16 protein-coding genes are annotated in these 20074 nt (G+C 62.5%); 15 read left to right on the top strand and 1 reads right to left on the bottom strand.

Features of this window, described 5'->3' with window-relative positions; genetic code table 11:
• Positions 1–463: 463 nt before the first annotated feature.
• Genes P0D84_RS26930 through P0D84_RS26940 form a run of 3 tightly spaced genes read left to right on the top strand, consistent with a single transcriptional unit; the run spans position 464 to position 6303 of the window.
• Positions 464–3655 (top strand): efflux RND transporter permease subunit, encoded by a 3192-nt coding sequence (locus tag P0D84_RS26930; RefSeq protein ID WP_408341696.1) that lies wholly within the window; start codon positions 464–466, stop codon positions 3653–3655.
• Entirely contained in the window at positions 3645–4838 is a 1194-nt protein-coding gene (locus P0D84_RS26935; RefSeq protein ID WP_408341697.1) for an efflux RND transporter periplasmic adaptor subunit, read from the top strand. The genes P0D84_RS26930 and P0D84_RS26935 overlap by 11 nt, the downstream gene beginning before the upstream one ends.
• 1 nt (position 4839) lies before the next feature.
• Positions 4840–6303 carry an efflux transporter outer membrane subunit gene (locus P0D84_RS26940; RefSeq protein WP_408346025.1) on the top strand — a complete coding sequence of 488 codons (1464 nt, stop codon included), beginning with the start codon at positions 4840–4842 and terminating at the stop codon, positions 6301–6303.
• Between the two features lie 28 nt (positions 6304–6331).
• On the opposite strand, the gene P0D84_RS26945 is transcribed toward P0D84_RS26940, so the two are convergent.
• Positions 6332–7459, bottom strand: coding sequence for a porin (locus P0D84_RS26945; protein WP_408341698.1), 1128 nt, complete (start codon positions 7457–7459; stop codon positions 6332–6334).
• 528 nt (positions 7460–7987) lie between these two features.
• Here P0D84_RS26945 and P0D84_RS26950 point away from each other — a divergent pair.
• The 12 genes from P0D84_RS26950 (at position 7988) to P0D84_RS27005 (ending at position 19995) form a co-directional block, all read left to right on the top strand.
• Positions 7988–9019, top strand: a complete 1032-nt coding sequence (locus tag P0D84_RS26950) for an ABC transporter substrate-binding protein (protein WP_408341699.1) — start codon at positions 7988–7990, stop codon at positions 9017–9019.
• A 3-nt stretch (positions 9020–9022) separates the two neighbouring features.
• Positions 9023–9856, top strand: coding sequence for an ABC transporter ATP-binding protein (locus P0D84_RS26955; RefSeq protein ID WP_408341700.1), 834 nt, complete (start codon positions 9023–9025; stop codon positions 9854–9856).
• Positions 9856–10695 (top strand): ABC transporter permease, encoded by an 840-nt coding sequence (locus P0D84_RS26960; RefSeq protein WP_408341701.1) that lies wholly within the window; start codon positions 9856–9858, stop codon positions 10693–10695. Before P0D84_RS26955 ends, P0D84_RS26960 begins: the two co-directional genes overlap by 1 nt.
• A 61-nt stretch (positions 10696–10756) precedes the next feature.
• Positions 10757–12142 (top strand): FAD-dependent oxidoreductase, encoded by a 1386-nt coding sequence (locus tag P0D84_RS26965; protein WP_408341702.1) that lies wholly within the window; start codon positions 10757–10759, stop codon positions 12140–12142.
• Positions 12139–13320 carry a CaiB/BaiF CoA transferase family protein gene (locus tag P0D84_RS26970; RefSeq protein ID WP_408341703.1) on the top strand — a complete coding sequence of 394 codons (1182 nt, stop codon included), beginning with the start codon at positions 12139–12141 and terminating at the stop codon, positions 13318–13320. The genes P0D84_RS26965 and P0D84_RS26970 overlap by 4 nt, the downstream gene beginning before the upstream one ends.
• Positions 13317–14090 carry an enoyl-CoA hydratase-related protein gene (locus tag P0D84_RS26975; RefSeq protein ID WP_408341704.1) on the top strand — a complete coding sequence of 258 codons (774 nt, stop codon included), beginning with the start codon at positions 13317–13319 and terminating at the stop codon, positions 14088–14090. Before P0D84_RS26970 ends, P0D84_RS26975 begins: the two co-directional genes overlap by 4 nt.
• Complete coding sequence (fdxA, locus tag P0D84_RS26980) at positions 14090–14425, top strand: ferredoxin (protein ID WP_408341705.1); 336 nt, start codon at positions 14090–14092, stop codon at positions 14423–14425. Before P0D84_RS26975 ends, fdxA begins: the two co-directional genes overlap by 1 nt.
• Positions 14426–14445: 20 nt before the next feature.
• Positions 14446–15363: a LysR family transcriptional regulator gene (locus tag P0D84_RS26985; protein ID WP_408341706.1), complete on the top strand. Its 918-nt coding sequence runs from the start codon at positions 14446–14448 to the stop codon at positions 15361–15363.
• A 346-nt stretch (positions 15364–15709) separates the two neighbouring features.
• Complete coding sequence (locus P0D84_RS26990) at positions 15710–16429, top strand: FadR/GntR family transcriptional regulator (protein ID WP_408341707.1); 720 nt, start codon at positions 15710–15712, stop codon at positions 16427–16429.
• A gap of 109 nt (positions 16430–16538) precedes the next feature.
• Entirely contained in the window at positions 16539–17306 is a 768-nt protein-coding gene (locus P0D84_RS26995) for an SDR family oxidoreductase (RefSeq protein WP_408341708.1), read from the top strand.
• Positions 17307–17402: 96 nt separating this feature from the next.
• On the top strand, positions 17403–18695 hold the full coding sequence (locus tag P0D84_RS27000; RefSeq protein WP_408341709.1) for an MFS transporter: 1293 nt from the start codon (positions 17403–17405) through the stop codon (positions 18693–18695).
• Positions 18696–18747: 52 nt separating this feature from the next.
• Positions 18748–19995: an enolase C-terminal domain-like protein gene (locus tag P0D84_RS27005; protein WP_408341710.1), complete on the top strand. Its 1248-nt coding sequence runs from the start codon at positions 18748–18750 to the stop codon at positions 19993–19995.
• Positions 19996–20074: the final 79 nt, after the last annotated feature.

A 20074-nucleotide genomic window follows, 5' to 3' on the forward strand; every position in this document is an offset into this window, starting at 1 on the left:
AATAGAACTATTGTGGGAAACAACCACAAATGCGATTTCCCCTCGCGAAACGCCCATCGTAAATATTGGTAATAAAAAAATGGATGCGCTGCCGGACGACCTTCGATGGGGATCTCGCCAGTGCATTCGAGGCGAAGGATTGGCCGGAAAACGCGATCCCGTATAGGGAAGCGCTGATCAGCCGGGCTTCGTGCAGCGTCGAAAGTTGGCGGGGATGGCGGCGTTCGGCTAAGCGAATGCGCATCAAGCGGCTGCAAAATTAATTCCGGTTGTGTACATTCCCGCATTGTCCCAGCGCGGCGCCAGCGCGGGCCTCGTGGTGCCTCGTTTTTCAAATCGCTTTTCCTGCAGAAAATTTGAAAGGAACCCGGAAAATTGACTCCGGCCGACGCGCTCGCCTGGGTCGTGCTTTCGTCGCTTTTTCGCCATACATGACAGTTCAACCCCAAGTGCTGGAATTCTCATGCTCGCCCTAGTACGTGTCGCGCTCCGGCGGCCATACACCTTCGTCGTCCTGGCGATCCTTATCCTGATCATAGGACCGCTGTCGGCGCTCAAAACGCCGACCGACATCTTTCCCGACATCCGCATCCCCGTGATCAGCGTGGTGTGGCAATACACGGGTTTGCCGCCGGATCAGATGGTGGGACGGATCACCTCGCCGTTCGAACGCTCGCTGACCACCACCGTCAACGACATCCAGCACATGGAAGCCGAATCGGTGAGCGGCTTCGGGATCATCAAGATCTTCTTTCAGCCGGGCGTGAACATCAGTAACGCAAACGCGCAGGTCACCGCGGTCGCGCAAACGCAATTGCGTCAATTGCCGCCGGGCACCACGCCGCCGCTGATCCTGAACTACAACGCGTCGACGGTACCGATCATCCAGCTCGCGTTATCGGGCAAAGGACTTTCAGAGCAGAGGCTGGGCGACCTCGGCTTGAACCAGTTGCGCCCGGCGCTCGTCACCGTGGCCGGCGCGTCGATTCCGTATCCGTTCGGCGGTAAGTCGCGCCAGGTGCAGATCGACGTCAACCCGGCCGCCATGCAGGCGCGCGGCCTGTCCGCGCAAGACGTCGCGAACGCGCTCGCGAGTCAGAACCTGTTGACGCCGATCGGCACGGAGAAGATCGGCGATCACGAATACACGCTGCAACTGAACAACGCCCCGTCCGCGCTCAAGGCGCTCGGCGACCTGCCGATCAAGGCGGTCAACGGCACCACCGTGTATATCCATGACGTCGCCAATGTGCGCGACGGCAGTCCGCCGCAAACGAATATCGTCCACGTGGACGGCAAACGTTCGGTGCTGATGTCCGTATTGAAGAACGGCTCGGTGTCGACCCTCGGCATCATCTCCGGGATCAAGCAGCACGTGCTCGATGCGAAAGCGTCGTTGCCCGACGAGTTGCAGATCGCGCCGATCGGCGACCAGTCGTTGTTCGTGCGGGCGGCGATCAGCGGCGTCGCGCGCGAAGGCGTGATCGCGGCGGCGCTGACCAGCCTGATGATCCTGCTGTTCCTCGGCAGCTGGCGTTCCACGGTGATTATCGCGACCTCGATTCCGCTGGCGATTCTCGGCTCGATTGCGACCTTGTCGGCGCTCGGCGAGACGCTCAACATCATGACGCTCGGCGGCCTCGCGCTCGCGGTGGGGATTCTGGTCGACGATGCGACGGTCACCATCGAGAACATCAACTGGCATCTGGAGCAGGGCAAGCAGGTTGAAGAGGCGATTCTCGACGGCGCCGCGCAGATCGTCACGCCGGCCTTCGTCGCGCTGTTATGTATCTGTATCGTGTTCGTGCCGATGTTCTTCCTCGATGGCGTGGCGCGCTTCCTGTTCGTGCCGATGGCCGAGGCCGTGATCTTCGCGATGGTCTCTTCGTTCATCCTGTCGCGCACGCTCGTGCCGACCATGGCGAAGTATCTGCTGCATCCGCACAATCTGAATGAAGAGGAGCATGAAAAGAAGCGTCCCGGTCCACTGGGCCGGTTCCAGCAGGGCTTCGAGCGGCGCTTCGAAAAAGTCCGCGCCGGCTATCACGGCATTCTCGAACTGGCGCTGAATCATCGCAAGCCGTTCGTGAGCTGCTTCCTCGGTTTCGTGCTGTTGTCGTTCGCGCTGGTGCCTTTGCTGGGCCGCAACTTTTTCCCGGACGTGGACGCCGGTCAGATCTTGCTGCACGTGCGCGCGCCGGTCGGCGTGCGGGTCGAAAAGACCGCACAGATCTTCGCGGACGTGGAAAACTCGATTCGCCAGATCATTCCGCCCGCCGAGCTCGGCACGATGGTCGACAACATCGGCTTGCCGGTCAGCGGTATCAATCTCGCTTACAACAACACCGGGACTATCGGCTCGCAGGACGGCGACATCCAGATCGCGTTGAACGAAGATCACCGCCCGACCGCCGATTACGTGCGGCAGATGCGCGAGAAGTTGCCGCGTCTCTTTCCGGGCGTGACCTTCTCGTTCCCGCCGGCGGACATCATCAGCCAGATTCTGAATTTCGGTTCACCCGCGCCGGTCGATCTGCAAGTGCGCGGCAACAACCTGCCGGCGAACTTCGCTTATGCGGACCGCCTGCTGCGCGAAGTCCGCGCGATTCCGGGCGTGGTCGACGCGCGCATCCAGCAGGCGCAAAATTCGCCGACCTTCAACGTCGACGTGGATCGCACGCGCGCGCAACTGCTCGGCATCAACGAGCGCGACGTGACCAACAGCCTGGTGGTGAACCTCGCCGGCTCGAGTCAGGTCGCACCGACGTACTGGCTGAACAGCGCGAATGGCGTGTCGTATCCGATCGTGATGCAGACGCCGCAATACAACCTCGATACGCTCGCTGCGCTGCAGAATCTGCCGATCACGTCGACCCTGCAGAGCAGCGGCCAGATCCTCGGCGGCCTCGCGACCGTCCAGCGGGCGAATACCAACGCGATTGTCAGCCAGTACAACATCCAGCCGATGGTCGAGATTTTCGCCACCACCCAGGATCGCGATCTCGGCGCGGTCTCGGCCGACATCCAGCGCGTGGTGCAGGAGAACGCCGGCACGCTGCCGAAGGGCTCCTCGGTCGCGTTGCTCGGCCAGGTGCAGACCATGAACAGCGCGTTCGCCGGCATGCTGTTCGGGCTGCTGGGCGCGGTGGTGCTGATCTATCTGATCGTGGTGGTCAACTTCCAGTCGTGGGCCGATCCGTTCGTGATCGTCATGGCGTTGCCGGCGGCGCTCGCCGGCATCATCTGGATGCTGTTCGCCACTCACACCACGCTGTCGGTGCCCGCGCTGACGGGCGCGATCATGTGCATGGGGGTGGCAACCGCCAACTCCATTCTAGTGGTCAGCTTCTGCCGCGAGCGTCTCGCCGAGCACGGCGATCCGTTCAAGGCCGCGCTCGAAGCCGGCTTCACCCGCTTCCGCCCCGTGCTGATGACTGCCTTGTCGATGATCATCGGCATGGCGCCGATGGCACTGGCAATGGGCGAGGGCGGTGAACAGAACGCACCGCTTGGCCGCGCCGTCATCGGCGGCCTGATTTTCGCTACCACCGCGTCACTGCTCCTCGTGCCGGTGATTTTCTGCATCATTCACTCGCGCCCTGGCCGTGCGATTGCCCCGACACCCGCTACGGGAGGTCCCGCTCATGTCGTCTGAACCTATTGTTACCAGCCAGCCGGTGCCGCGCCGCCGACTCGTCTTCATCGGCGTGACCGCTATTGCCGTCGCTGTCATCGTAGTCGCGGCAGGCGTGACGCTGCGCGCCGTCGATGCCCGTAATCTCAAGTCGTGGACCAATGCACAGCTCATCCCCACGGTTACCGTGATCAGCCCGGCGAGCGCGGCCAACGGGCCGACGCTCGATCTGCCTTCGCATCTCGAAGCGTATTCGCGTGCGCCGATCTTCGCGCGCGTGAGCGGTTATCTGAAGTCGTGGAGCGCCGAAATCGGCACGCCGGTGAAAGCCGGGCAATTGCTCGCAGTGATCGAATCGCCCGAGCTCGACCAGCAATTGCTGCAGGCGCGCGCGGACCTGGCGAGCGCGCAGGCTAACGCGGCGCTGGCCGGGACCACCGCGAAGCGCTGGCAGGCGCTGCTCGGCACCGATTCAGTCGCGCAGCAGGAAGTCGACGACCGCACCGGCGATTACACCGCGAAGAAAGCGGCCGTGGCGGCCGCCCAGGCCAATGTCGACCGCCTGCTCGCCACCAAGGGCTTCGAGCGTATCGTCGCCCCGTTCGACGGTGTGGTGACCGCGCGCGATACGGACGTCGGCGCGCTGATCAATGCCGGCAGCGGCGGCGTCGGCCAGGAGCTGTTCGTGGTCTCCGATGTGAAGCGACTGCGCGTGTACGTGCAGGTGCCGCAGAGTTACGCGCCCGATGTGCGTAACGGCACGACCGCGACGCTGAGCGTGCCGGAATACCCGGGCCAGCACTTCACCGCGCGCGTGGTCGCGGCGGCGGATTCGGTCAACGCGGCGTCCGGCACGACGCTGGTTCAGCTACTGGTCGACAACACCGACGGCAAGCTGTTGCCGGGCGGTTTCGCGAGCCTGCAATTCAAGCTGCCGGTCCAGCAGAACGCGGTGCGCGTTCCAGCCAGCGCACTCATATTCGACGCGCACGGCCTGCGGGTCGCCACGCTCGGGGCGAACGGCCGCGTCGTGTTCAAGACGGTCACGATCAACCGCGATTTCGGCGACTCGGTCGAGATCGGCTCGGGACTCACAGCGACGGACCGCGTGATCGATACGCCGCCGGACGGTCTGGTCGCCGGCGATCGCGTGCAGGTCGCCAGCGGCGCCAGCGCCGCCGGGAAAGGAGGCGCGAATGGTTAGGATGGCTACGCTGAAGGTTCCGGCGCTGCTGGCCGGCACCTTCGCGCTTGCGGCGTGTTCGCTCGCGCCGGACTACCATGTGCCGCCGACGCCGGTCGCCGCCCAATACCGCACGCTCGGCCCTTGGGTCAGCGCGCAGCCCGCGGATCAGCTGAGCCGTACCGACTGGTGGAAGATCTATAACGACCCGCAACTCGACGACCTCGAACAGCGGCTGCTGGCGAACAATACCGACCTTGCCGCGGCCTATGCGCATTACCGGCAGGCCAAGGCGTTCGTCGATCAGGTTTCGTCCGCCCTGTATCCGAGGGTCAGCATGAGCGCGGTTCCGCAGCGCGACCGGCAGTCGGATACGCGGCCGTTGCGTGCCGGCGGCCCTGACTATTACAACTCCGCCACCCTCGGCGGCGAGGTCGATTACGACCTCGATCTGTGGGGGCGCGTGCGCGATTCCGTGGTGGCGGGCAAGGACGAAGCGCAGGCCACCAAGGCCGATCTCGCCTCCGTGCAACTGAGCTTGCAGATTGAGCTCGCCGACAGTTTTATCCGCCTGCGCGGGCTTGATCAGCAGACCCAATTGCTGACCGATACCGTGGCGGCATACGCGCGCGCCTTGGAGCTTACGCAGACGCTGCATGGCGGAGGGATTGTGTCGGGGCTCGACGTATCGCGGGCGAAGACGCAGTTGTCGTCGGCGAAATCGCAGCTGTCGCAGAACCTTGCTCAGCGTGCGTTGATCGAGCACGCGATCGCCGAGCTGATCGGTGCGTCCGCATCGGAGTTCAGTCTACCGTCGAGCACGGCGTTGATCCCGTTGCCGGTCATTCCAATGGGCCTGCCGTCGACACTCTTGCAGCGGCGTCCCGACATCGCGGCGGCCGAGCGTCGCGTGGCCGAGGCGAACGCGAAGATCGGCGTTGCGCGCGCCGCTTATTTCCCGTCGATCGTACTCAGCTTGCAGGGCGGCGTGCAGAGCTCCGTGTATGCCGGGCTGGTCAGCGCGCCGAACATTTTCTGGGCCATCGGGCCGCAACTTGCGCAGTATGTTTTCGACGGCGGCTTGCGCCGCGCGCAACTCGATTCCGCGAAAGCGGCGACCGATGAAGCGGGGGCCCGTTATCGCGGCGTCGTGTTGTCGGCGTTCCGGCAAATCGAGGACAATCTTTCGCTGCTGCAGGACCTCGGCACGGCGCTCGGCGAGCAGCGCGATGCCGACGATGCAGCCCAGCATGCCGTCGATCTGGCGTTGAACCGCTACCGGCAGGGCGCGGTCGGCTATCTCGACGTTGTCCAGGCGCAGACAGCAGCGCTCGATGCACAAAGCGGCGTGCTGGATATCCAGACCCGATTGCTGAGTGCAAACGTGCAACTGATCAAGGCGCTCGGCGGCGGCTGGTCGAGCGCGGAACTCGCAACCGCCGCGCAAGCTCCGGCGCTGCCCGCCGCCGGCACTCCCAAGGGGTGATGCCTGTCGATCGAGGCGGGTAAAGCGCTTACCACTTATGCCGCATGCCGATCACCGCCGAGACTTGCGACTTGGTGGTGGACGGCGAAAGCGAATAGATCTGCGCGTACTGTGCGTCGCCCGCCGCTCTCTGAAAGATCCCCACGAGGAAGAGATCGGTGTTCTTGCTCAGGAAGTAGTCCGCGCCGGCATTCACCTGATGCCATTTCGGACTGCTGTCCTGCGGGTGGTATTGTCCCGTGGTGAAGATATACGCGGCGCCAAGCATGAGTTGCGGCGTCACATAGTCCGTCAGCGACACCTCAAGATTCTGCAGCGTCAGCCGCGACGTGTCGACATAGTCGAATCGCGCGTTGGTATAAAGCAGCGACACGCTCGCGGTTCCGAACGCGTAGGCACCGCCGGCTCCGAACATCCTCTGCTTGCTGACACCCGCGTTGGTCGCCGGATTCGTGATGAACGGCGAGGTGAAGCCGTAGTCGTTCACCACCGCGCCGTTTGTATTATTGGCGTCGTTCGGCGAGTTGACCTGAAGGAACGCCAGGCCGGCTGTGACCGGCCCGTTGCGATATTGCACGGCGGCGCTATAGGCATTGTTGTCGGAGAAGCCACCCGGCTGATTCGAAAAGCCGTAGAGCCCTTCAAACTGGAGACCCTTGTAGTCGATACTTTTGTACTGGACCGCGTTGTTGATCCGGAACGTGTCGAACACGTTGTCACTGTCGCCAATGTGCGCAGCGAACGCCGCGAACTGACACGCCGACGAGAACACACACAGTGTGACGGCCTCGTCGTATTGACGGCCAAACGTCACCGTTCCGAGGGTATCCGACGACAAGCCGACAAAGGCCTGCCGGCCGAACTCCCGCCCGCCTTGCGACAATGAGCCGGTCGCGAGGCTATAGCCGCTTTCCAGCGTGAATATGGCTTTCACGCCTCCGCCGAGATCCTCCACACCCTTCATCCCCCAGCGAGGCGTCTGCATGGGGCCGCTCGCGAATTGCCACGTCGCGTGGCCTTGCTTGTCGGCGCCTTTCTGGCTATTCGCATAGACGATCCCCGTGGAGATCAGACCGTAGAGGGTCACGCTGCTTTGGGCGGATGCCGTCTGGCAGCACAAAGCCATGGCGGCGAGAGCAAAGATGCGTCGATTCATGATTTCCTTTGAAGACTTGTTTTGGGAAAGTGAAGGCGAATGCCTGAAGCTGGTTTGAGGTCGAGTTGTGATTAGGATCACGAACAAAAGACCTTGTGCAACGAAATATTTATTCCACCGATGACGGTCCCCGCATGCCGCAGTGACTGAGCAGCCCAGCACTGAGGTGCCGCATCGGAATTGCCCGTTACTACCACTGCCTTTCGGTGATCGCCATGCAACTGATGTGAATCTGGTGCGATTGCTGGCGATTCTTGCGGAACAAAATTCACGGTAGCTAGCACTGAATTTGACTACCAGTGATCGAATTTTTAGCGCACCGAGGCCGAACTGGTGCACGAATCGCGCACGCTTATTGACACTTTCCCAAAAAACCCGCACCACGTGGGTGCTCTAATTTCGGCATCGCTCATCTTCAAAATTGATGCTTGCGGGGACACTTTTGGCTCTTAATAATCGATTTCACCGGCAGCACTGAGCGTTACAGGACCGGCCCCTTGTATCCAGAAGGCACCAACGGAGGAGATGATGTCAGTAATCGAAAATGCCGGACGTCGGCGTTTGCTGCGGATGACACTCGCGGCGGGCGGCATGGCTGCAACGGGCGCACTGCTTTCGGTGCGCGCCTTCGCGGGCGACAGGACAACCGTCAACATGCAGCTGGGCTGGATTCCGGGCGGCAACCAGGTCGGCGAGGTGACGGCGAAGCGGCTCGGTTATTACGAGCAGGAAGGAATCGATTTTCACATTCAGCCGGGCGGCCCGAACATGGACGGCGTGGCGATCGTCGCCTCGGGCCGGTCCGACGCCGGTGAGATTTCGTCGAGCCCGTCGATCATGCTTGCAGTCTCGGAAGGCTTGCCGATCAAATGCATCGCGGTCGGGTTGCAGCAGCATCCCTACAGTTTCTTTTCACTCAAGAAGAATCCGGTGCGCACGGCGCACGACATGATCGGCAAGCGTATCGGTATCCAGTCGACAGGCATGGTGCTGCTCAAGGCGCTGCTCGCGAAGAACAGGATTCCGGAAAGCCAGGTCAACATGGTGCCGATCGGCGCCGACATGATGCCGCTCATGAGCGGTCAGGTCGACGCGGTGACTGGCTGGCAAACCAACACCACCGCACTCAAGCCGCTCGGGGCTGAGCGCGTCGACCTGCGTCTGTGGGACACCGGCGTACGCCTTTACGCGCTGCCGTACTACGCGAACACCGCGACACTCAAGGACCATCCCGACACCGTTGCGCGTTTCCTGCGCGCCACCGCGCGTGGCTGGGTCTATGCGAATGCGCATCGCGACGAGGCGATCGATCTGCTCATCAAGGAATATCCGACTCTGAATCGCGCCGATGAGCGTGTCGCGATCGATTCGCTGATGAGCTACGCGTTCGATCAGACCACGCAGGCCCAAGGCTGGGGCACGATGGATGCGAAGGTCTGGGCAGAGCAGATCTCGATGTACGGGCAACTGGGCCAGTTCCGGGGACAGCAGCCCAAAGTCGACGACGTGATGACGATGGATGTCCTCAACGCTACCCGTTCCTCCCGCCTCAAGGTGTAATCCATGCATGCTGCCACTATCAATCCGCCGCGCGCGGAGGGGGTCGGCTCGTCTGTCGCCGGGCTGCAAGACACCCCTCTGTCTATTAGCTGCCGCAATATCAACGTGCGCTTCTTCACCGATCGGCGCAGCGTCACCGCGATCGAGGGGTTGAGCCTTGATGTCGCGGCCGGCGAATTTCTCACGCTCCTTGGCCCCTCGGGCTGCGGGAAGTCGACCTTCCTGCGCGTCGTCGCGGACCTGATCAAGCCGAGCCGCGGCGAGATCAGCGTGCTCGGTGGCGCACCCCGCGTCGCGCGTGAGCATCGGGACATTGGCTTCGTGTTTCAGGACGCGGCGTTGCTGCCGTGGCGCACGGCCATCCAGAACGTGCAGCTGCCGCTTGAGGTCGCGGGCGGCAAGGCGCGCGCGGGCCGGGCCACGCCGCGTGAATTGCTTGAACTCGTCGGCCTCAAGGGCCGCGAGGACGCTTACCCGCACGAGATGTCAGGCGGGATGCGCCAGCGTGTCGCGATTGCGCGCGCGCTCGTCAGCGACCCCAAAGTCCTGCTGATGGACGAGCCGTTTGGCGCGCTCGACGAAATCACCCGTGACCGTCTGAACGAAGAATTGCGCCGCGTCTGGAAAGAGATGGGCCTCACGACGCTCTTCGTCACACACAGCATCTATGAGGCGGCGTTTCTCGGCCAGCGGGTATTGATGCTCGCCGCCAACCCTGGGCGTGTGAAGGAGATCGTCCCGGTCGGGCTGCCGGAAGATCGGACGCTCGATATCCGCGAAACCCGCGAATTCGTCGAACTCGCGGCCTACCTGCGACGCGTACTGGAGACCTGCTAATGACCACGTCCGACATGCAATTGAGTCTCTCGTCGCCAGCTGCGGACCCCGAAGCGCAGGCCTGGCTCGCACGTCGCCGCCAGCGCCTGTGGCGGGCGCGCCTCTTGCCCGTGCTCGGCGTCGCAGGTCTGCTGTTCGCGTGGTGGGCGATTGTGGCGGGCTTTCATGTGAAGCCGTTTATCGCGCCGTCGCCGTTCCTGGTTCTGGAGACGCTTTACAGCAAGAGCGATGTGCTGCTGCAGAACCTGGTGCCGACTGCGATCGAGGCAGTGGGCGGTTTCCTGCTCGGCAATCTCGCGGCGATCCTGATCGCCACGGTCTTCGTGCACAACAAGACGCTGCAGAACATCTTCTATCCGGTCGCGGTGATGATCAACTCGATTCCGGTGGTCGCCAAGGCGCCGATCCTCGTTCTCATCATGGGTAGCGGTCTCGAGCCGAAGATCACGATCGCGGCGATCGTCTGTTTCTTCCCGACACTCGTGAACATGGTGCGCGGCTTGCAGGCGGTGAACCCTCAGGCGATGGAATTGATGCAGATCCTCTCGGCGAGCAAGCGCGAAATTTTCTTCAAGCTGCGCCTCTACGCTTCGCTGCCGTATCTCTTCTCCGCGTTGCGCATTGCCGCATCGATGTCGGTGATCGGCGCGGTGGTCGGTGAATGGATCGGCGCCACGCAAGGGATCGGCGCAATGATCATCCAGGCGACCTATAGCTTCGATTCGGCCTTGCTGTATACGGCAATCATCATGAGCGCCGTGCTGTCCGGCCTGTTTTTCCTGGTGATCGCGATCGTCGAGCGCCTGGTGGTCAGATGGCAGCCCGAAAGCGCGCATTGAAGGGCGATTGACGGGCGCATTGAACCGAACACGAAACACTCGAATTCTCAGAAGGAGACACGTGAACATGATCAGCGATTGGACTCAGGAAAGCGCACGCGATGTGCGCGTCGCGGCCAAGGCAAACGTCGTGGTGGTCGGCGGCGGTCCCGCAGGCCTGTCGGCCGCGATTGGCGCGGCGCGCAATGGCGCCGAAGTGATTCTGCTGGAGCGTTACAACCACCTGGGCGGCCTTGCATCCGGCGGCATGGTGCTGGTACTCGACGACATGTGGGACAACCATCTCCACGAAATTTCGGTGCGCGGCGTCTGCATGACCTTCATCGAACGGATGGCGGCGCGCAAGCTAGCGATGTTCCCGCGCGCCGACGAATGGGGCGAGGATCCCGCGGCGTATCGCAAGTGGGGGCGCTGGGGCACCTTCGACTTTCACAGCCAGAAGACGCCTCACCCGGTGTGTTTTGCCGCCGCGTTCGATCCGGACGCGATGAAGCGCGTCGCGCTGGAGATGGTGGAGTCGCTCGGCATCAAGTTGCGCCTGCATTCGTGGTTCTCTCGCACGCTGGTCGAAGACGGTCAGGTGAAGGGCGTGATCTGCGAGACGAAAAGCGGCCGTGAAGCGATCCTCGCCGACGTGGTGATCGACGCGACGGGAGACCTGGATGTCGCGGCGTCGGCCGGTGTGCCGCACGTGGGCGGCACCTATATCACGACGACGGTATTCCGGCTCGGCGGCGTCGATACGGAAGCGGCCGAGCGTTTCGAAGCCGAAGAGCCCGAGGCGTTCGCGGCGCTGGATCGTCAGATCAAGCGCATTCTCGGCGGCTCGTGGGGCTACTGGTGGCTGAAGACACCGTTGCCCGGCGTGGTGTGGTGCAACTGCCCGCACATGGCCGGTCTCGACGGTCTCAAGCCCGAGGACCTGACGCGCGCGGAAGTGCAGGGCCGGCAGCACATTCACGCGGTGGTCGATTTCGTGCGCGAAAAGCTGCCTGGATTCGAGCAGTGTTACGTGATCGATGTCGCGCCGCAAACGGGCGTGCGCCAGACACGCCTGCTCGAAGGCGAGTATGTGATGACGAAGGATGACCTCGCGCAGCGTACCCGTTTCGAGGACAGCATCGCGCGTGGCCGTGACTACTACATGCCGTATCGCGTGCTGCTGCCCAGGCAGATCGACAACCTGCTGGTCGCCGGCCGCCACTACTCGGCGACCTCGCAGGCGCAGAAGATGTCGCGCGAAATTCCGCCTTGCATGGCCATGGGCGAAGCCGCCGGTGTGGCTGCCGCGCTCGCGCTCGGTGCGGGCGTGCGGGTGCGCGACGTCGACGTGTACACACTGCAGAAGACCTTGCGTGCGCAAGGCGCCGATCCGGGCGATCAGACCGGCCGCAACGCCGACGTTCCGCCGCTTGCCGTGCACATCAATACGCGGGAGGCCGCATGAACGCCGCCGACAACGTTGCAAAAACGCCTGACCTGCCGCTTGCCGGCGTGCGCGTGGTCGATCTCACGCAGGTCATGATGGGCCCGGTCTGCACACAGATGCTCGCCGATTACGGCGCCGACGTGATCAAGGTCGAGAGAAAGGGCGCGGGCGATCTGAGCCGTTCGACGTTCGAACCGGTAGCCGGCGCGGACAATCCGATTTTCTGCAGTCTGAATCGCAACAAGCGCAGCGTGGCACTCGATCTGCGCGACGCGCAGCAACTGGCTGATCTGAAGGCGTTGATCGCGGACGCGGATGTGGTCGTCAGCAATTTCCGCGCGGGTGTGATGGACCGCATGGGCGTGGGCTATGAAGACTGCCGCCGCTTGAATCCGCGGATCATCTACGCGCTGGGCACGGGCTTCGGCGAAACCGGACCCTATGCGCACAAGGGCGGCCAGGACGTGCTCGCTCAGGCGATGAGCGGCGTGATGGCGCGCCGCGCGGATGAATCGCTGCCGATCTCCGTGTACCCGACCGCGCTCGCTGATTATTCGGCCGGCATGCACATGGTGCAGGGCATCCTGCTCGCGTTGCTGCATCGTGAACGCACGGGCGAGGGGCAGAAGGTCAACGTGTCGCTGTATAACTCGATGCTCGCGATGCAGATGCAGGAAGCCGCCATGATCATGATGGCCGACTCGGAAGTGAACTGGGCCGCGATGCCCCTCTCGGGTGTGTTCGATACCGAGGACGGTGCACTGGTACTGGTGGGTGCGTTCAAGGCGAATCCGCTGCGCGACATCTGCGCCGCGCTGCAGATCGAAGACCTTTCGCTTGACGCGCGCTTTTGCAATCTCAACCAGCAATTCGCTCACAAGGCCGAATTGCAGCGCATCTTCCGGGAGCGCTTCGCGAGCAACACGCGCGAGTTCTGGCTTGCCCGGCTCGAGGAACAGGACCTGTTGTGCGCACCGGTACGTGATCTGCGTGAAGCGCTGGTCGATCCTCAGACGCTGCATAACCGGCTGATTCTGGAAGGCGAGGGCGAAGGCCAGCCGCTGCGTTTCATCGGCAGTCCGATCGAGTTGTCGCTCGCGCCGGTTAGCTTGCGGCGCGGGCCGCCGCGCCTCGGCCAGCATACCGAAGAGGTTCTGCAGCAACTACGCGGCAAGGTCGCCACGGAGGCGGTATGAGCGTACGTCTTGTGATCGACCAGCACGTTGCCACGGTGACCCTGGCGCGGCCGGAAGCGCTCAACGCCGTGGACCTGGCCACTGAAGCCGAACTGCAACGTGTATGGACAGAACTCGAACATGACCGCGACGTGCGCGTCGTGGTCTTGACCGGTGAGGGCGAGCGCGCGTTCTGCGTCGGCGCGGACCTGAAAAATCCCTCAGTGAGCGGGGTCGAATACTGGACGGCGCCGCGCCCGGGCGGCTTCGGCGGCATCGCGCTGCGGGAAACGCTGAACGTCCCGGTGATCGCGCGAGTCAACGGCTATGCGCTCGGCGGCGGTTTCGAAATGGTGCTCGGGTGTGATCTGGTGGTTGCCTGCGACGAGGCGAGTTTTGGCCTGCCGGAGGCGCTCGTCGGGCGCATGCCGCTCGACGGCGGAATGACCCTGCTGCAACGCCAGATTCCGTACCGCCAGGCGATGGCCATGCTGATGACCGGCCGCCGGATTTCAGCACGCGAGGGGCTCGAGATGGGCCTCGTCAACGAAGTCGTGCCGCGTACCGAACTGGATGCCGCGGTTGAGCGTTGGGTTCAGGCGCTGCTCGCGTGTGCCCCGCTGTCGCTGCAGGCGATCAAGCAGGTGGTCAAACGCACGTCCACACTCTCGCCGGCGGATGCTCAGGCGTTGCGACTGCCTGCTCTCGTGGCCGCGCTGCAATCCGAGGACGCAAACGAGGGCGTGCGCGCCTTCCAGGAGAAACGCAAACCGGTCTGGAGCGGACGCTGATGGCCTACGTCATCACTTCGCCCTGCATCGACGTCAAAGACGGTGCGTGCGTGCAATGTTGTCCGGTTGACTGTATCTACGAGGGCGGCCGCACGCTCTACATCCATCCCGACGAATGCATCAACTGTGGGGTGTGTGTCTCAGTGTGTCCGACCGAGGCGATCTTTCACGATGAAGAACTCCCGCAAGCGGAGGCTATATTCGCCGCCGTGAACCGGGATTTCTTCGGGCCGCACGCCAGTGCGCTCGGTTCCCCGGGTGGCGCATGCGAGGTCGGCAAGGTAGCCTGCGATCATCCAGTGGTCGCGGGCTGGACGGTGCGGCCGACGAATTGAGACCGATGAACTGAGGCAGTATGATGCACGCGAACGTCCTGAAATATTTTGTCGAAGTAGCCCGGTGCAGTTCGATTCGCAAGGCCGCGCAAAACCTGTATGTCGCGTCGAGCGCGGTCAACCGGCAGATCCTGAAGCTCGAAGCCGAGATGGGAACGGAACTGTTCGACCGGCTGCCGAACGGCATCCGGCTGAACGCGGCCGGCGAGCGCATGCTGCAGCACATTCGCGCGACGCTGAACGACTTCCACTTGATGCGCAGTGAACTTGACGACCTCAAAGGCGAACGCAAGGGACACGTGTCGGTGACGGCGATGGATTCGCTGTTCGTCGATTTTCTGCCGGCCACCGTCGAGGAGTTTTCAGACGCTTATCCGGCCGTCACTTATTCGATCGCCGCAGTGCCGCCGCACGACGTGCCGGCGCGGCTCGTCAGTGGTGAGTATGACGTCGGCATTTCGTACATTACGAAGCTGCCTGCCGGTCTCGACGTGGTGACTGAGGTCTCGTTGCCGCCGGGTGTCGTCATGGCATCGTCGCATCCGTTGGCGAAGACCGAGCGCATCAGCTTCGACGAATGCCGCAATCACGCGTTTCTGCGGCTGGAGGGACGATCGCCGATCCAGGGCGTCGTCACGACCGACTTTCCCGCGTTCTGGGAGTCGCTGCGGCCGAGCGTCACCTGCAATTCGACGACGCTGCTCAAGCGATTGATTGCGTCAGGGCGCGGTATTTCGTTTTTCTCCAAACTGGCTTTTCTCGACGAACTGGCGCGCGGCGAAGTGGTGTGGAGACCGCTCGACGACGAGAACGTCAACGCGCTCACCGTCGGCGTCATCACACCTAACCAGCGGGCGCTGCCTCATGTCACGCTGGAGTTCGTCGAACGTATTGTGCGACGCCTCAAACATGTCGAACTGGCGCTGCGCGACGTTTGACGTTGGCGCTGCCGATGGTCCGTGTTTGATCCAGAAGGGAGAGGACGCCACTCCGCATGAAGCAGGCTAAGTCGATCGAAGCAAGCGTCGATGGAGTAGGGCTGTGAGATCCATGCGGAGATCGCAAACTATGTGGACATAGACCATGTTGTCTGCAACCTGGTAGATGACCCTGTTCGCGCCGGAGATTGTCTGTCGAAATTCGATCATGTTCAGCTCACGCAACTCGTCGACCTGTCCACCAGAATCAGGCGCTCGTCCTCGAGGGAGAAGGGTGAACCCTGGTTGCGCAAGTGCGCCTTCACATCTATCTTCTACATCATACGTATGACCTAGAGGGTGAATTGTGGCGACACTACATAGACAGGTCCTGAATCAGGTGGGCGAGCAGATCTGTTCAGGCAAATTCCTGCCCGGCGACATTCTCCCGTCTGAGGACGTGCTCGCCGAACAGATGCAGGTGAGCCGCATCACCATCCGCGAAACGATGAAGTCGCTCTCGGCCAAGGGCATGCTGCAGGTGCGCCGCCGCTATGGCACGATCGTGCTGCCGCGCGCGCAATGGCAACTCTTCGATCCCGACGTGATTACCTGGCGTGCGCGCGCCGGCGCGATCGAGCCGGGTCTTATCGAAGATCTCATGGAGTTGCGCCTGATCATCGAGCCGAACGCGGCCAGACTCGCCGCGAAACGCGCGACGCCGGAAGATCGCATCGCCGTGCGGCGAGCCTTCAAGGCAATGGAGCGCGCGGTGGCCGGCCACGGCGAATATGTTCCCGCCGACCTCGCGTTTCACGGCGCCATTCTTGCAGCCTGTCACAACCAGTTCGTCCAGCAGATGCAAAACGCGCTGTCGGCGATCCTGCGTACCAGCTTCGAACTCAGTTCAGAAATCGCCGGCGGCCCAGCGCGTTCGCTGCCGATGCATGAGGCACTGTGCGTGGCGATCGAGCAGGGCGACGAGGTAGCGGCCGAACAGGCAGTACTGACACTGATCAAGCGCGCCGAGCAGGATTTCGAGGACCGGGCGGCATTGAACAACACCGCCAACGATCAACCGGCCTGACGTAGTCCTGCCAGGCCAATAGCAAACCTAACCGACTTGTAACGCGATGCGGAAAACCATCGCGATGGGCGCACTCGCGCCTTTTTCCTGAACACATAAAGGATCCAGCATGACTCATCTATTCGATCTGAGCGGCCGTACGGCGCTTGTCACCGGCTCGGCACGCGGTATTGGCTACGCGCTGGCCGAGGGACTGGCGGCGGCGGGAGCCAGCGTCGTCCTCAACGGCACGCGTGCGGATACGGTTGCTGAATCGGTCAGCAAACTCGTGGGCAACGGATACCAGGCGCAGGGCCGTGCTTTCGACGTCACCGATGAAGGCGCTGTCGCCGAGGCCTTCGCGCAGTGGGACAAGGACGGCGTGCAGATCGACATCGTCGTGAACAACGCTGGCATCCAGTTCCGCAAGCCGCTCGTCGATCTTGAGCTGAGCGACTGGCAGCGCGTGATCGACACCAATCTGACGAGCGCGTTCATCGTCGCGAAGCAGGCGGCGCGACGCATGATCGCGCGGGGCACGGGCGGCAAGATCATCAACATCGGCTCGCTCACCAGCGAAGCAGGCCGCGCGACGGTCGGCGCGTACACGGCGGCGAAGGGCGGCATCAAGATGCTGACCCGCGCAATGAGCGCCGAGTGGGCGGCCTCGGACATCCAGGCGAACGCGATCGGCCCGGGCTACATCCTGACCGACATGAACAAGCCGCTGATCGAGAACGCGACGTTCGACGCATGGGTCAGGAGCAGCAATCCGTCACAACGCTGGGGCAAACCGGAGGAACTCGTCGGCACGGCGGTGTATCTCGCGTCGCCCGCGTCCAGCTATGTGAACGGTCAGATCATTTACGTGGACGGCGGCTGGCTCGCCGTACTTTGAAGTCGCTTTAAAAGCAGGTCCACGCGAGTACAGCAGAACAATAAAACGACTTGCGCCAGTCAATCGTTGTATACGCCGTACCGATCCGGAGACATCATGGAAAGCGTCAAGCCTGTAGCACCCCAAAGATGGTGGTATCTGATGCCCATCATCTTCATCACATACAGCCTCGCCTATCTCGACCGCGCGAACTACGGCTTTGCCGCGGCGGCCGGGATCGACAAGGATCTCGGCATCACCCACGGCACGTCGTCGCTGATCGGCTCCCTGTTCTTTCTCGGCTACTGCCTGTTTCAGGTGCCCGGCGCAATCTACGCGCAGCGCAACAGCGTGAAGAAACTGATCTTCTTCAGCCTGATTCTGTGGGGACTGTGCGCAGCCGCAACCGGCATGGTCAGCAATATTCCGATGCTGATGGTGTTGCGCTTCACGCTCGGCGTGGTGGAAGCGGCGGTGATGCCGTCGATGCTGATGTACATCAGCCGCTGGTTCACCAGGACCGAGCGCTCGCGAGCCAACACCTTCCTGATTCTCGGCAATCCGGTGACCGTGTTGTGGATGTCGGTGGTGTCGGGCTATCTGGTGCGCAGCTTCGGCTGGCGCGAAATGTTTGTCTTCGAAGGTGCGCCGGCGCTCATCTGGGCCGTAGTGTGGTGGTTCACCGTCAAGGATCGTCCGGCCGACGCGCCGTGGATGAGCGAAGCCGAAAAGTCCGAACTCATCGCGCGTCTGAAAGCCGAGCAGGCCGACATCGCGCCGGTGCGCGACTACAAGTCGGCGTTCCGTTCGTCGATCGTGATGAAGTTCTGCGCGATTCATGCGCTCTGGAGCATCGGCGTGTACGGCTTCATCATGTGGTTGCCGTCGATCCTCAAGGCCGCGTCCACGATCGATATCGTCTCGGTCGGCTGGCTCGCCGCCGTGCCGTATCTCGCCGCGATCGTCCTCATGCTGCTCGCCTCGTGGCTTTCGGACAAGACACGCAATCGCAAGCTGTTCGTGTGGCCGTTGCTGCTGGTGGGCACGGTTGCGTTCGTCGCCTCGTATCTGATCGGCGGCTCGCATTTCTGGATCTCGTTCGCGCTGCTGGTCGTGGCGGGCGCAACGATGTACGCGCCGTACGGCCCGTTCTTCGCGCTGGTGCCGGAGTTGATTCCGAGCAACGTGCTGGGCGGCGCGATCGGTCTCATCAACGCATGCGGCGCCCTCGGTGCTTTTGCGGGTTCATGGGTGGTGGGTTATCTGAACGGCGCGACCGGCAGCCCGGCGGCTTCATACATTTTCATGGCGGGCGGCTTACTGCTCTCCGTGATTCTCATGATGACCGTGCCCGCTCATTCCGATCAGCGTGCGAAGCGTGAAGCGCCGCTGTCGCTGAATCGCACGTAAAGCACTGATCGAGCCACTTGGCTCTCTTTGATTCGTTTTTGGCAGGCTCAAAATGGCAACCCTGATTACCGATGTAAAGGTCATCCTGACCGCGCCGGAAGGCATCAACCTGATCGTCGTGAAGGTGGAGACGAATCAGCCGGGTCTGGTCGGCCTCGGCTGCGCGACGTTCGCTTACCGGCACGTCGCCGTGAAGTGCCTCATCGAGGAGTATCTGCGGCCGCTGCTGATCGGCCGCGATGCTGAGGCGATCGAGGAGCTATGGCAACTGATGCACCAGAACGCGTACTGGCGTAACGGGCCGATCGAGAACAATGCAATTTCCGGCGTCGACATGGCGCTGTGGGATATCAAGGGCAAGCAGGCGAACATGCCGTTGTATCAGTTGTTCGGCGGCAAATGCCGTGAAGGTGTGCCGATTTACCGGCATGCCGATGGCCGCGACCTCAACGAGCTCTGCGAGAACATCCAGAAGTATCGCGAGCAGGGGATCACGCATATTCGTTGTCAGAGCGGCGGTTATGGCGGGGGTGGCTATGGCAAGGCGCCGTCGGGCGCGCCGTCAGGTTCGGCGCACGGGGTGTATCTCGACAGCAGGAAGTACATGCGCGAAACGCTCAAGCTGTTCGACGGCATTCGCAGCAAGCTCGGCTTTGACGTCGCTTTGTGTCACGACGTGCACGAACGTCTGAAACCGGTCGAAGCGATCCGCTTTGCGTGCGAGCTGGAACAGTACGACCTGTTCTTTCTCGAAGACGCAATCCCGCTGGAGGAGGGCGAATGGATGCGGCAACTGCGCGCGAAGACGACCACACCGTTGGCTCAGGGCGAGCTCTTCAACAATCCGTATGAATGGCGCTTCCTGATTACCGAACGGCTGGTTGACTATATCCGCGTGCATCTGAGTCAGATCGGCGGCATCACCGCAGGTCGCAAGCTGCAGATATTTGCCGAGCAGTTCGGTGTGAGGACGGCGTGGCATGGACCGGGCGACATGTCGCCGATGGCGCATGCGGCCAACATCCACATCGATCTGGCTTCGCGCAATTTCGGCGTCCAGGAATGGTCCGGCACCGAGCCGCCAAACTTCGTGATCCAGGAACTCAAAGGTCCGGGAGCCGCACTGCTCGACGTATTCCCGGGGCTTCCCGAGTTCCGGGACGGTTACGTCTACGCCAATGACAAGCCCGGGCTCGGCGTGGACATCAACGAAGCCGAGGCGGCGAAGTATCCGTGCGAGAACACTGTCACGACGTGGACACAGACGAGATTGAAAGACGGCACGTTGCAAACACCGTGATTTCCTCCCATCAGATACAGAAAGGTCTAGCGGGTAGTTCGGGATGAAAGCGCCCATCGGTGTGGACGCGGAATTGGGA

The organism is Paraburkholderia sp. RL17-337-BIB-A (assembly GCF_046025895.1).
GTDB classification, from domain to species: domain Bacteria; phylum Pseudomonadota; class Gammaproteobacteria; order Burkholderiales; family Burkholderiaceae; genus Paraburkholderia; species Paraburkholderia fungorum_C.

Coding starts and splice junctions, on each gene's coding strand:
- P0D84_RS26930 (WP_408341696.1), top strand. CDS start 464: ATGCTCGCCCTAGTACGTGTCGCGCTCCGGCGGCCATACACCTTCGTC.
- P0D84_RS26940 (WP_408346025.1), top strand. CDS start 4,840: ATGGCTACGCTGAAGGTTCCGGCGCTGCTGGCCGGCACCTTCGCGCTT.
- P0D84_RS27005 (WP_408341710.1), top strand. CDS start 18,748: ATGGCAACCCTGATTACCGATGTAAAGGTCATCCTGACCGCGCCGGAA.
- fdxA (WP_408341705.1), top strand. CDS start 14,090: ATGGCCTACGTCATCACTTCGCCCTGCATCGACGTCAAAGACGGTGCG.
- P0D84_RS26960 (WP_408341701.1), top strand. CDS start 9,856: ATGACCACGTCCGACATGCAATTGAGTCTCTCGTCGCCAGCTGCGGAC.
- P0D84_RS26950 (WP_408341699.1), top strand. CDS start 7,988: ATGTCAGTAATCGAAAATGCCGGACGTCGGCGTTTGCTGCGGATGACA.
- P0D84_RS26970 (WP_408341703.1), top strand. CDS start 12,139: ATGAACGCCGCCGACAACGTTGCAAAAACGCCTGACCTGCCGCTTGCC.
- P0D84_RS26995 (WP_408341708.1), top strand. CDS start 16,539: ATGACTCATCTATTCGATCTGAGCGGCCGTACGGCGCTTGTCACCGGC.
- P0D84_RS26955 (WP_408341700.1), top strand. CDS start 9,023: ATGCATGCTGCCACTATCAATCCGCCGCGCGCGGAGGGGGTCGGCTCG.
- P0D84_RS26945 (WP_408341698.1), bottom strand. CDS start 7,459: ATGAATCGACGCATCTTTGCTCTCGCCGCCATGGCTTTGTGCTGCCAG.
- P0D84_RS26985 (WP_408341706.1), top strand. CDS start 14,446: ATGATGCACGCGAACGTCCTGAAATATTTTGTCGAAGTAGCCCGGTGC.
- P0D84_RS26935 (WP_408341697.1), top strand. CDS start 3,645: ATGTCGTCTGAACCTATTGTTACCAGCCAGCCGGTGCCGCGCCGCCGA.
- P0D84_RS27000 (WP_408341709.1), top strand. CDS start 17,403: ATGGAAAGCGTCAAGCCTGTAGCACCCCAAAGATGGTGGTATCTGATG.
- P0D84_RS26975 (WP_408341704.1), top strand. CDS start 13,317: ATGAGCGTACGTCTTGTGATCGACCAGCACGTTGCCACGGTGACCCTG.